The sequence below is a fragment of the Pseudobutyrivibrio sp. C4 genome, assembly GCF_900111635.1.
In the GTDB taxonomy this organism is placed as follows: Bacteria; Bacillota; Clostridia; order Lachnospirales; family Lachnospiraceae; genus Pseudobutyrivibrio; species Pseudobutyrivibrio ruminis.
In genome coordinates, this window is record NZ_FOHF01000001.1 from 38,327 (window position 1) to 51,627 (window position 13,301).

9 protein-coding genes and 1 pseudogene are annotated in these 13,301 nt (G+C 40.6%); 9 read left to right on the forward strand and 1 reads right to left on the reverse strand.

The genetic code is table 11. The annotated features are described in order from the left end of the window. Positions 1–5 precede the first annotated feature (5 nt). The 3 genes from BMY66_RS00165 (at position 6) to gltA (ending at position 3,434) form a co-directional block, all read left to right on the forward strand. Entirely contained in the window at positions 6–962 is a 957-nt protein-coding gene (locus BMY66_RS00165; protein WP_090393736.1) for a TIGR03943 family putative permease subunit, read from the forward strand. A gap of 196 nt (positions 963–1,158) precedes the next feature. Continuing rightward, complete coding sequence (locus tag BMY66_RS00170; RefSeq protein ID WP_090393737.1) at positions 1,159–2,049, forward strand: sulfide/dihydroorotate dehydrogenase-like FAD/NAD-binding protein; 891 nt, start codon at positions 1,159–1,161, stop codon at positions 2,047–2,049. Further along, positions 2,049–3,434: an NADPH-dependent glutamate synthase gene (gltA, locus tag BMY66_RS00175; RefSeq protein ID WP_044937705.1), complete on the forward strand. Its 1,386-nt coding sequence runs from the start codon at positions 2,049–2,051 to the stop codon at positions 3,432–3,434. The genes BMY66_RS00170 and gltA overlap by 1 nt, the downstream gene beginning before the upstream one ends. 762 nt (positions 3,435–4,196) lie before the next feature. Here the strand turns inward: gltA and BMY66_RS13925 are convergent. Then, positions 4,197–4,325, reverse strand: coding sequence for a hypothetical protein (locus tag BMY66_RS13925; RefSeq protein ID WP_256377539.1), 129 nt, complete (start codon positions 4,323–4,325; stop codon positions 4,197–4,199). A gap of 199 nt (positions 4,326–4,524) precedes the next feature. Between BMY66_RS13925 and BMY66_RS00185 the strand changes: the two genes are divergently transcribed. The 6 genes and pseudogenes from BMY66_RS00185 to BMY66_RS00210 all read left to right on the forward strand — a co-directional run bounded on the left by BMY66_RS00185 (position 4,525) and on the right by BMY66_RS00210 (position 13,282). Further along, positions 4,525–5,082 carry a TetR/AcrR family transcriptional regulator gene (locus BMY66_RS00185; RefSeq protein ID WP_177175543.1) on the forward strand — a complete coding sequence of 186 codons (558 nt, stop codon included), beginning with the start codon at positions 4,525–4,527 and terminating at the stop codon, positions 5,080–5,082. 6 nt (positions 5,083–5,088) lie between these two features. Then, entirely contained in the window at positions 5,089–7,548 is a 2,460-nt protein-coding gene (locus BMY66_RS00190; protein WP_090393740.1) for a glycoside hydrolase family 2 protein, read from the forward strand. Between the two features lie 11 nt (positions 7,549–7,559). Then, complete coding sequence (locus tag BMY66_RS00195; RefSeq protein WP_090393741.1) at positions 7,560–9,026, forward strand: DUF6937 domain-containing protein; 1,467 nt, start codon at positions 7,560–7,562, stop codon at positions 9,024–9,026. Positions 9,027–9,042: 16 nt separating this feature from the next. Further along, positions 9,043–9,570 (forward strand): annotated as a pseudogene (locus tag BMY66_RS13970) (MFS transporter); the annotation flags it as partial. Then, the gene (locus tag BMY66_RS13960; protein ID WP_143064497.1) at positions 9,550–10,890 is read left to right on the forward strand and encodes an MFS transporter; all 1,341 of its coding nucleotides are present in this window, start codon (positions 9,550–9,552) and stop codon (positions 10,888–10,890) included. The pseudogene BMY66_RS13970 and the gene BMY66_RS13960, both read left to right, overlap by 21 nt. A gap of 52 nt (positions 10,891–10,942) precedes the next feature. After that, complete coding sequence (locus BMY66_RS00210) at positions 10,943–13,282, forward strand: alpha-galactosidase (protein WP_090393742.1); 2,340 nt, start codon at positions 10,943–10,945, stop codon at positions 13,280–13,282. The last annotated feature ends 19 nt before the right edge of the window (positions 13,283–13,301 follow it).

The window sequence follows — 13,301 nt, forward strand, 5'->3', positions numbered from 1 at the left end:
TTAATATGGCAAAAGATATACCAGTTTATGTCTTTACTGGATTTATGGATAGTGGAAAAACTACCCTTATCCAGGAGACATTGTTTGAAAATGACTTCACTCAAGGTGGAGACGATAAAATCCTCATTTTGTCTTGTGAGGATGGCGATGTTGAATACGACATCGAAAAGCTTAAGACTATCAATGCAAAGGTTGCTACAATCGAGTCAGAGGATGAGTTCAATCTTGAAAATCTTACAAAGATTTCAAAGGAATATGATCCAGATGTAGTTTTCCTTGAGTACAACGGTACATGGGGCGTGGATCACATTTATGATGAGCCACTTCCAGAAGGATGGGTACCAGCGCAGTCACTTGCTACTGTAGATGCAACTACATTTGAAAACTACCTTAATAACATGCGTACCATGATGATGGAGCAGCTTTTTAAGGCAGAAGTAGTTATCTTCAACAGATGTACTGATGCTACACCAAAGTCTAAGTTCCGTGGTCAGATCAAATCAATGAACAGACCAGCACAAATCGTTTATGAGCGTGCAGATGGATCAATTGATGATTCACCAGAGGAGCTTCCATTTGATTTAAATGCAGATGTAATCGAGATTTCAGATGCTGATTATGCTTTGTGGTTTATGGATTGTATGGATGCGCCAAAGAAATACGATGGCAAGACAATCCACTTCACTGGTTTAGTTTACAATCCAAATGATGGCAAGCTTAGAAGAGATGTATTTATTCCAGGTAGATTTGCAATGACATGCTGTGTTGAGGATATTCAGTTCCTTGGCATGAAGTGTAAGTGGGATAAGGCATCTACTTTAGGCCACAGAAGCTGGATTGATATTACAGCTACAATCAAAGTAGAATTCGCAAAAGAATACAAAGGAAAAGGCCCTGTTCTCTATCCAGTATCGGTAGAGCCTACAGAAAAGCCAGAAGACGAATTGGTTTATTTTAGTTAAATAAAGTTACAGTCAATGTAACCCCACACAACATTCATAATAAAGGCAATTATCAATGATGTGTGGGGTAAACTTTTGCATAATAATAATTTTAAATATTTAAACTTTTATAAACGTAAATTTGCTTTAGCACTTTACAAAGCTAAAGAAATGATATACATTATATAGAAATGTGAAAAGGGAAGGAGTCTATTTTATGTATCAAATCTTAAAGAAGGAAATGCTTTCAGATAAGATTTACCTTATGGTAGTAAAAGCCCCTAGAGTTGCTTCAGGATGTCTACCAGGTCAGTTTATCATTGTTAAAATTGATGAAGAAGGAGAAAGAATTCCTCTTACAATATGTGATTACGATAGAAACGAAGGCACAGTTACTATTGTATTCCAGACAGTTGGTGCTTCAACTGAGCGCATGGCTTTACTTAACGAAGGAGATGCATTTGATGATTTCGTTGGTCCTTTAGGTCAGCCTTCAGAGCTTTGCATCGAGGCAAACCTTGAAGAGACAAAAAAGAAGAAAATTGTATTCATCGCAGGTGGTGTTGGAACTGCACCAGTATATCCACAGGTTAAGTGGCTCAAGGAGCACGGTGTTGATTCAACAGTTATTATCGGCGCTCGTACAAAGGATATCCTTTTCTACGAGGATGAGATGAGAGCAGTAGCTACAGAGCTTTATCTTGCTACAGATGATGGAAGCTATGGATTCCACGGCAATGGTTGCCAGCAGCTTCAGGCTCTTGTTGATGCAGGTAAGAGCTTCGACCACTGTGTTGCAATCGGTCCTATGATTATGATGAAATTTGTTTGCCTCCTTACAAAGGAGCTTGGCATCCCTACAGTTGTATCTATGAACCCAATCATGGTTGATGGTACAGGTATGTGTGGTGCTTGTCGACTTGTAGTTGGTGATGAAGTTAAGTTTGCATGTGTAGACGGTCCTGAGTTTGATGGTCATTTAGTTGATTTTGATCAGGCTATGGCTCGTGCTAAGCAGTACAAGACTGAAGAAGGAAGAGCTCTTCTTAAGCTTCAGGAAGGCGACACTCATCACGGTGGATGTGGAAATTGCGGAGGTGACAAATAATGGCAGATATGATGGTTAGAGTACCTATTTCTGAGCAGGATCCTAAGGTTCGTGCTACAAACTTTGATGAGGTATGTCTTGGATATACAGAGGAAGAGGCAGTTGCTGAAGCAAGCCGTTGCTTAAACTGCAAGAATCCTAAATGCGTAGGCGGATGTCCTGTTTCTATCAATATTCCTGCATTTATCGAGCAGGTTAAGAATCGTAACTTTGAGAGAGCATACGAAATTATTTCTGAGTCTTCAGCACTTCCTGCAGTATGTGGCCGTGTATGTCCTCAGGAATCACAGTGCGAAGGTCAGTGTGTTCGCGGAATCAAGGGTGAAGCCGTAGCAATCGGTAAGCTTGAGCGTTTCGTTGCTGACTGGGCTAGAGAAAACGGCATCAAGCCAAAGAACACATCTACTCCAAATGGTCACAAGGTTGCAGTTATTGGTTCAGGCCCTTCAGGTCTTACAGCAGCTGGCGATCTTGCAAAGGCTGGATACGATGTTACTGTATTTGAAGCACTTCACGAAATGGGTGGTGTATTAGTATACGGTATTCCTGAGTTCCGTCTTCCAAAGGACAAGGTTGTTAAAGCTGAAGTTGAGAACGTAAAGGCTCTCGGCGTTAAATTCGAAAAGAACGTAATCATTGGTCGTTCTATTACAATTGATGAGCTTATTGAACAGGAAGGCTTTGAAGCTGTATTTATCGGTTCAGGAGCAGGTCTTCCAATGTTTATGCATATTCCTGGCGAGCAGGCAAACGGAGTATTCTCTGCAAACGAATTCCTTACAAGAAACAATCTTATGAAGGCATTCAAGGAAGGATACGACACACCAATCGCTCGCGGAAAGAAAGTAGTAGTTGTTGGTGGTGGTAACGTAGCAATGGATGCAGCTCGTACAGCACTTCGTCTTGGAGCTGAGGTACACGTTGTATACCGTCGTAGCGAAGCAGAGCTTCCAGCAAGAGCAGAAGAAGTACATCATGCAAAGGAAGAAGGTGTAATCTTTGATCTTCTTCAGAATCCTGTAGAAATCCTTGTTAACGAGGAAGGTGCAGTTCGCGGATGTAAGATTATCAAGATGGAACTTGGTGAGCCAGACGCTTCAGGTCGTCGTAGACCAGTAGAAATCCCTGGCAGTGAGTACGAAATCGAATGTGACACAGTTATCATGTCACTTGGTACTTCACCAAACCCACTTATCTCCAGCACAACAGCTGGACTCGACACAAACAAGAAAGGGTGCTTAATTGCAACAGAAGATGGCGCAACCACAAAGACTGGCGTTTACGCCGGTGGTGATGCCGTAACTGGTGCCGCAACCGTAATCCTTGCTATGGGAGCCGGCAAAACAGCCGCAGCTGCCATCGACAAGTACTTCCAGTCAAAATAAACTCAAATTCCCATGCCCCTGGTAACCCCAGGGGCATTTTTGCACCCCGCCATAGTATATTTATCACCAGCCCCGGCCCCTAAGGCGGTCCCTACCACCAAATCCCTGCACATTGCATTCAGATTATGATTTTCTAAGTGGGCAGTGTCGCTTTCTTTATATGCAGGTGTTCTTTCAATTCTTTGCACTGCTAACGCCGATGTATGTAGCTAGGCAGACACTCTCTATTTTTAGAATTTATCTCCACAACAAACTTAGGAATAATTGCAGCGGCATTTGAAGTGAGCCTAGAAAATTAGAAAGGGATATTTTGAGATGATTATGCGCGAGGCGCCATGGACGGCGCCGAAAGCCCGACAACGAAATGGACTGAGTTAAAGGGCGGCGCATAAACATCCAAAATCCCCTTTCTAAATTTTCTTGGCAAACGGAGTATGAGCGCAATTATCCTAAATTTGTGTGGAGATAATAATAAGCCCAAAGGTGTCTGCCCTCTACATACATTGGCTTCGCATTGCAAAACCAATGAAAGGACACCTGCTAAAAGCTCCCTTTGCCCACTAAGAAAATCAATAATCTTCGCAAAATCGTGCAGGGATTTCGGTGGCAGGTACCTTCTTAGGGGCCGGGGCTGGCGTAGTTTTTTGGTGGCGGGGTGCAAAATGCCCGGAAGATGAGCGAGGGGCATGGGAGTTTTGGGCAGACAATAAGAAAGGGACTCCCGATTGGGAGTCCCTGTTGTTTTTGTAGTGAAAACAGTTCTTAGTCGAACTGTCCAAAGGCGTACTTGAAAAATGAAACTGGTTCAACGCCTTCCTGCTTCTTTCTTGCGCAGTATTTTTCGTAATCAGCATACACGCTGTACATTTGGAATGATACTTCTTCGAACATTCTAATTTCCTCCTAAAATCTCTCTTTATCTTTGTTACAGCAGATATATTAAACCCATATTTGTCATTTGTCAACAAAAACAATTTGAAGATATTGTGAAAATTGTATAAACGGAATTGTATTGAGATAGTTTCCAGACTTTAGTATAATTTAGCTATAGGAAACTGAATATATAAATTATAGTTTTTGGGAGTTTATGATGAACGAACGAATATTAGAGGGAGCCTTAAAGGTTTTCAGAGAAAAAGGTCCGAAATTCACAATGGATGATATTGCTTCAGAAATGAAAATGAGCAAGAAAACCATTTATACGATTTTCACAGATAAGAATGAGCTTATGTGTGAGATGATGAATTTTGCTTTTGACCTTATTAAAGAATCAGAGGATAAGATTTATTACGACAATAGTCTTACTAGAATAGAGAAGATTCGTAGCATTTTGTCTGTTTTGCCTGAGTCGTATTATGGCTTCGAGTATACAGCGATGCATCAGCTGGCTACAAAGTATCCTAAGGCATATGAGATTATGCAGGAGAGACTGGATAGCGGCTGGGACAAGACACTGGATCTTTTGAGGGGCGGCATTGCTGAAGGCGAAATTAGAGAAATCGACTTAAATATCTTCAAGCTTATGTATGAAGCCTGTGTAGAGCAGCTTTTAATGGGGGATTTCCTTCAGGGAAGTACAAAAGATTATCCAACAGCTTTGGCAGAAGTTGTTGATGTAATGGTAGACGGTATAATTGTAAAGGGATAATAATAAATGGCACAAAGAGTTTATTTAGACAGAAAGTGGAGATTTAATGAAAAATTTGATGAGGAAATGATAAGCCAGCCTATGAAGGAAAGCACACTTATCAATATTCCTCATACTGTAAAAGAGACACCTTTTTCATATTTTGATGAAGGTATCTATCAAATGGTTTCAGCTTACCAAAAGAGCATTTTTGCTCCTGCTCAGTGGGCTGACAAACTTCTTATTCTTACATTTGAAGCAGTTGGACATTGCTGTGACGTCTATATCAATGGCCGTCATATGAAGCATCATGAGTGCGGCTATACAGCATTTTCAATTGATGTATCAGATGTTCTTAATTTTGGTGAAGAGAACCTTATCACAGTAAAGGTCGATTCCAGAGAAAGTCTTAACCAGCCTCCATTTGGTTATGTAGTTGATTATATGACTTATGGCGGCATCTATAGAGATGTTTATTTCGAAGTCAAAGAACAAACCCATTTTAAGAGCCTGTTTGTTCAGCCTTCATTGTTAGAGCGAGTTTCTACAAGCAAGAGAACTCCAAAGCAAATCAAAATGATGAAGGTTCAGGGTATACTTAAAACTGAATGTATTCTTTCTGAAAACATTTACGAGCTTGCTGTTGATGAGCATGTTTTTATTAGGCAGTATTTAGACGAGGATTTGTTGATATCTCAGCCTGTTGGTGGCCTTGAAAAAGTAGAGGATGGATATCTACTGAATCTTACAACAGCGCCTACCACTGTTAAGCTTTGGGATGTTGAAAGCCCACATCTATATCAGATTAAGACACAGCTTGTTATTGATGACAATGTTGTAGATGAGCATGTTGAAACTATCGGTTTCAGAAGCTCAGAATTCAGAAAGAATGGCTATTACCTAAACGGTAGAAAGCTAAAGCTTAGAGGATTAAACAGACATCAGTCATATCCTTATGTTGGATATGCAATGCCAGAGTCTATGCAGCGTTTGGATGCCAAGATTCTAAAAGAAGAATTGGCACTTAATGCTGTTCGTACTTCACATTATCCTCAGTCACATTATTTTATTGATGAATGTGACAAATTAGGATTGCTTGTATTTACAGAGATTCCTGGATGGCAGCACATTGGTGATGCTGATTGGAAAAACATCGCTGTAGAAAATACAAAGGATATGGTTATTCAGTATCGCCATCATCCTTCAATCATCCTTTGGGGTGTACGTATAAACGAATCTCAGGATGATGATGAGTTCTACACTAGAACAAACGAGGTGGCTCACAAATATGACCCTACACGCCCTACAGGCGGCGTTAGAGCCCATGCAAAGAGCTCGTTGCTAGAAGATGTCTATACATACAATGATTTCGTTCATTCAGGCGCTAACAAGGGCTGCTCGAAGAAATCAGATATCACATCCAACGATGAAAAACCTTATTTGGTTAGTGAGTACAATGGTCATATGTACCCAACAAAGACTTTCGATGCTGAGGAGCACAGACAGGAACATGCAATGAGACATGCAAATGTTCTTGATGCCATTGCTGGAGAGCCTGATATAGCAGGTTCATTTGGATGGTGCATGTTTGACTACAACACACATAAGGACTTCGGTTCCGGCGATAGAATCTGTTATCACGGCGTAATGGATATGTTTAGAAATCCAAAGCTTGCAGCTTCAGTCTATTCTGCTTTTTCAGAGATGGACACTGTGCTTGATATCACTACAAGCTTTGATATCGGTGAGCATCCAGCCTGCAACAGAGGAAAGTCATACATCATTACAAATGCAGATTCTGTAAAGATGTACAAGAACGATGTGCTTATTAAAGAATACTTCCCATCAGATAGCAAATACGAAAACCTCAAGCATGGTCCAATTCTCATTGATGACTTTGTTGGTGATGCAGTAGAGCAGGATGGAGAATTCACAAAGGGTCAGGCCAAGCTTATTAAAAAGGCTTTAAATGATGTTACACTTGGGGGATTCAAGATTACACCATCACTTGCTTGGACAGCATTTAGACTAGTTGTTTTCCATCATGTGAGCCCAAGCAAAGCGGTTCCAATTTACAACAAGTTTATTGGTGACTGGGGTGGAGAATCTAGAGAATACAAATTCGAAGCTATCAAGGATGGTAAGGTAGTTAAGACTGTTAAAAAGGCAGCTGTTACAAAGGCTCATATCAATGCCAAAATCAGCCATACACTTTTGACAGAGCTTCACACATATGATGTGGCTCAGGTTCGCATCACAATAGCTGATCAAAATGACAATCAGCTGTATTTCTTTGGTCAGCCGGTTTCTTTTGAGGTTGAGGGGCCTTTTGAAATTATCGGACCAAAGGTGGTATCACCAATGGGTGGTTCCACAGGAGTATATATCAAATCTATAGGTGAAGATGGAGACGGAAAGCTTACAATTTCATGTGATGGATTGGAACCAGTTGAAATCGGTATATCTGCAGAATGTTTAATTAATTAAGGGGTAAAAAGATGCAAGACAAAAGTAAAGTAATTTTTGGAAACGTAATCTCAGATAAGGATTACAAAAAAGCATGTAAAACAAAAGAAAAGAACATCAAGAAATATGGTGATGATTCAAACGTGGATTACAATATCGTAATTGCGAAGAATGATCACATTGGAGATTCTCTTGGCGTATATGACGTTCTCTTAAAGGACGGCGAATCAAAGGAAGCTTTTGATACTGAGAAGGGTGTTATCGTTGGTAATATCCGTATGGGATTTGGTCATTATCGTATTTCCATGGCTATGGCATCAGCTGCAAAGTCTATGGGCTACACACCATATTGGATGGATTTAAATGGCTATCCACAGACTACCTGCACAAAGGTTATCAGCGCTCAGAATGATTTGTATTCACTTGGTTCAAGACTTTCAAAGAACAAGCTTTTCAACAAGTTTATTTGGGAGCCAGCAAACTATGAGTGGTTTAGAAAGCTTTCTTACAACTCTTCAGACCAGAAGAATGCTGAGCTTATGGCTACAGTTTACAAGAATGTTCCAAAGGAGATTCCTGTTATCGGAACACATGCATGGCCAGCTCAGGCTGCTGTACATGCAGGGATGAAGTATGTTGTAAATGCTATTCCAGACAACTGGCCAATGGCTCTTCATTTTGCTGAGGGCGCAGTTCATGCTATTCAGTGTAAGAATGCATATATGGGATACAGAATCTGCAACGGTATGGCAGGAGATGCAGTTTGCAAGCCAATGCCAAATGATTCTTTAGTATACACAGGTCACTACATTGACCACGAGCTTGTTTCAAATATCGAAACAGATTGCCAGGCTCGTCTTGATAGAAAGAAGAATGGCAAGCCAATGCGTTTCCTTCTTACAATCGGTGGCGCTGGTGCACAGAAAGAAATCTTTGCTGCAATCATCAAGTATTTATTGCCAGAGATTAAATCACATCGTGCAGCTTTATATGTAAATGTTGGCGATTACAAGAATGTATGGGATGATTTGATGGCAGAAATCCCTCAGATGAAGGATGTAGTTACAGAGCACTTCAATGAGTTTGATGCTACAACAAAGTTCGCTGAGGAAGCTTTGACAGGTGATGTTGAGGGCATCCACGGATTCTATCACGAAAACATTTTTGAAGCAGTTTACTGCACAAACTTACTTATGCGTAGCTGCGATGTACTTGTTACAAAGCCATCAGAGCTTGCGTTCTATCCAGTGCCTAAGCTTTTCATTAAGCGAGTTGGAAAGCACGAGATGTGGGGCGCTATTCACTCAGCAGAAATGGGTGATGGAACACTTGAGTGTAGAGACATTCCTCATACACTTCAGATGATAGATTTATTTATGCAGGACGACAGACTTCTTACAGATATGTGTGAGAGCATCAAAGTTAATAAGACTATTGGGGTTTATGATGGTGCTTATAAGGTTGTTGAGCTTGCCATGGGGCTTAAGAATAAGAACTAGTTAGGAGGAGAGTATAATGGCAGAAAAAAGAAGTTTATCGGGAGTTGAAAAATTTGCCTATGGTATAGGAGCTGTTGGAAAAGACATGGTTTACATGCTTTCAGCTTCATACGTACTTTACTATTTCCAGGACATCATGGGAGTCAATGCAATTGCGATGGGTATTATCCTTTTGGTTGCCCGTGTATTCGATGCATTCAATGATCCAATCATGGGTGTAATTGTTGCAAAGACAAAGACTCGTTGGGGAAAGTTCCGTCCTTGGCTTTTAATTGGAACTATTACAAATACAGTTCTTTTGATTTTAATGTTTTCTGCACCACCAGCAGCTACAGCTAAGGGGCTTGTTGCTTACGCAGCTGTTACTTACATCATGTGGGGCGTTACATACACTATGATGGATATCCCTTACTGGTCAATGGTTCCAGCATTTACAGATAGCGGTAAGGAGCGTGAGGGCTTATCAGCACTTGCTCGTTCATGCGCTGGTGTTGGTTCTGCACTTGTTACAATTGTTACAGTTATGGCTGTTGCAGCTCTTGGTTCAAAAGCAGCAGCAAACAGCACAGATAATATTTTAAAGACATTTGATTCTAGCAATACTAACTTCAGTGTGTATGTTGTAGAGCGTGATGCAGACGGAAATCCTACATCAAACACAAGCACAGTTATGGGAAATGATATTGTTCTTAATGTAACAGGTATCCAGAAGGTATTTGACGGTGTTGTAGATGAAGAAAACGGCTACAATGGCGTTGTATCTTTCAATGGAGACAACACAAACTACAGCTTTACATATGGTGATACTACTTATGTAGAGGGAGATGATTGTGATATTAACGTAGCTATGGATAGCGTCGACTCAGGAGCTGTTGCAGTTGCAATTTATGTTCCTAGTGATGCATTCAACCAGCTTATGAATGGTGAAGTTGATCTTAGCAAAATGACAATTGATATGACTTCTACAATGGAAGTTGAGCGTCTTGGTTTCAAGTATTTCTCAATCATCATCGGTGCATTATTTATTCTCTTTATTGGCATCACATGTGCATGCATAAAGGAAAAGTCTACAGTAGATATGCAGACAGCATCAATTGGTCAGATGTTTAAGGCTCTTATCCAGAATGATCAGGCTATGACAATTGTTATAACAATCGTTCTTGTAAACACTGCACTTTACATTACATCAAACCTTTTGATTTACTTCTTCAAATACGATTTAGCAGGAAGCAATTGGCAGGGAAATTACACATTATTCAACACATTTGCAGGTGGTATGCAGATTCTTGCAATGATGATTTTATTCCCTCTTCTTAGAAAAGCCTTTACAACACTTCGTATTTTCTATATTTGCGTAGCAGCAGAAATAGTAGGATACATCGTTCTTCTTGTAATGGCACTTAGCGGAGTTACAAACGTATTTATTTTCTTCTTACCAGGCTTCCTTATCATGTCTGGCGCAGGAATTCTTAACGTTGTAGTCACAGTATTCCTTGCAAATACAGTAGATTACGGTGAGCTTAAGAACTATCGTAGAGACGAATCAGTTATTTTCTCTATGCAGACATTCGTTGTTAAGCTTGCATCTGGTATTGCAGCTCTTGTTGCATCAGTTTGTCTTGCTATTTTCAATATCCAGAAGGATAGTGCAGCAACACTTGATGTGGCTGGTCTTCAGGCAAAGGTTGCAAACAGTGGACTTCTTGAGTCTATTGATGCAAATTCAGTAATCGGACTTAGAATGATTATGACAGTCGGACCAACAATCGTTCTTGTTATTGCATTCTTGTTCTTTAGAGCAAAATACATTTTGACTGATGAAAAGCTTGCTGAGATTTCAGACGAATTAAAAGCTCGTAAATAAAATATATGTTAAGATTAATCTTGTAATTTTTACAGGAGTTGGAGGTTTTTAGATGATTAAAGCTGATGGAAAGGTATTTTTCTTAAATACCAAGTCAACAACATACGCATTTCGCGTAATGGAAACAGGTCAGCTGGAACATATGTATTACGGAAGGCTCATCAATTGCGATGAGCCATCTGTGCTTAAAGAAAAGCGTGCATTTGCTCCAGGCAATACTATTACATACGATGATGCACACCAGGATTTAACATTAGAGGATGTTAGACTTGAGCTTTCTGCAATTGGTAAGGGCGATTTAAGAGAGCCTATGCTAGAAGTAGTTTGTGCTGACGGAAGCACATCATTGGACTTCGTTTATGATTCATATGAGGTTATTTCAGGAAAGCCTGAGTTCAAGACTTTGCCAAGCTCATACGACGAATCAGGCAAGGTAGAAACTCTCAACATTACAATGAAGGATAAGAATCACGGATTCACATTGATTCTTTCATATTCAGTGTTTGAAGAGTGCGATGTGATTACTCGCTCTGCCAAGTTTATAAATACTTCAGATGAAAGCGTTCGCCTTACACGTATGCTTTCAATGCTTATGGATTACGATCATCCAGGCATGAAAATCACATCATTCCACGGTGGCTGGACACGTGAGATGAACAAGAGTGATATTGTTCTTCCAGCTGGTAAGTTTGTTAATGCATCATTTACAGGCACTAGCTCAAACAGATGCAATCCTTTATTTATGATTTCTGAGCCAGATTCCGGGGAGGAGTCTGGAGATGTTTGGGGATTTAACTTACTTTACTCTGGTAATCATTACTCAGCTACAGAAGTTTCTTCATTTAAGAAGACAAGAGTTGTATATGGAATCAATCCTCAGAACTTTGCATGGGATTTAGCAGCAGGAGAGGAATTTGAGGCACCGGAAGCAGTTCTTACATATTCAGCAGCTGGTTTCAGACAGATGAGCCTTAATATGCATGATTTCGTTCGTGAGCATATTACACGTGGCCCATGGAAAAAGAAGGAACGCCCAGTCCTTATCAATAGCTGGGAGGCTTCTTATTTCGATTTCACTGAGGGGTCACTTCTTAAGCTTGCAAAGACAGCTAAGAATGCTGGCGCAGAATTGTTCGTTATGGATGATGGCTGGTTCGGCGATAGAAACGACGATCACAGAGCCCTTGGCGATTGGGATATTGTTAATAAAAAGAAGCTTCCAGGTGGCTTGGAAGGTCTTTCAAAGAAGGTAAATGACCTTGGTCTTATGTTTGGTCTTTGGGTTGAGCCAGAGATGATTAACGTTGATAGTGAGCTTTACAGAAAGCATCCAGATTGGGCTATCGATATTCCAAACATGGATCATTCAGAGGGACGTTTCCAGCGATTGCTTGACCTTTGCAACCCAGAGGTTGTAGATTACATGATTGACAGAATGAGCGAAGTATTCTCTACACCTGGTCTTTCATACATCAAGTGGGATATGAATAGAAACTTCTCGGATTACTATTCAAAGTATCTCCCAGCTGATAAGCAGCTTGAGGTTAGCCATAGGTATGTTCTTGGCTTCTACAGACTGTTAAAGACATTGGCTGAACGCTTCCCAGAGATTCTGATGGAAGGCTGCGCTTCAGGTGGAAACAGATTCGACCTTGGTGTACTTTGCTACTATCCACAGATTTGGGCAAGTGATAATACAGATGCTGTCAGCAGACTTGCAATCCAGGACGGATACTCATATGGATATCCACAGTCTACATACACAGCACATGTTTCTGCATGTCCAAACCATCAGACACTTCGTGTTACACCACTCGAATCACGCTTTGCCGTAGCAAGCTTTGGTGTACTTGGATATGAGCTCAATCTTAACGATATGAAGTCGGAAGATATAGCAGCTGTTAAGGCACAAATCGAGCTTTACAAGCAGTATCGTAAGACATTGCAGTTTGGCGATTTCTATCGCCACAGAGCGGACAACATTTATCAGTGGAGCATCGTTGATAAGGACAAATCTACATCTGTTTCAATGCTTATGCAGCGAGAAATCGTAGCAGGAGACCAGTACTTGAAGCTTGAGATGGCTGGCCTTGATCCACAGACAAAGTACCACTTCTTTGGACGCAAGCTTGAATATAACGTAAAGGGATTTGGAGATTTGGTAAATACAGTTTCTCCAATTCATATTAAGCAGGATTCACTTGTACATAATTTTGTTGCAAAGTTTGTAAAGATGCCTGGTGAAATAGAAGATTACGTGGCTTATGGAAACACACTTAATTCTAACGGAGTTAAGCTTGTACAAAGCTTCGTAGGTACCGGCTTCAATGAAGAAGTTCGCTACTTCCCAGACTTCGGGGCTCGCCTCTACTTCGTGGAGAAAGCAGAATAGCTATATATAAAAAGAACCA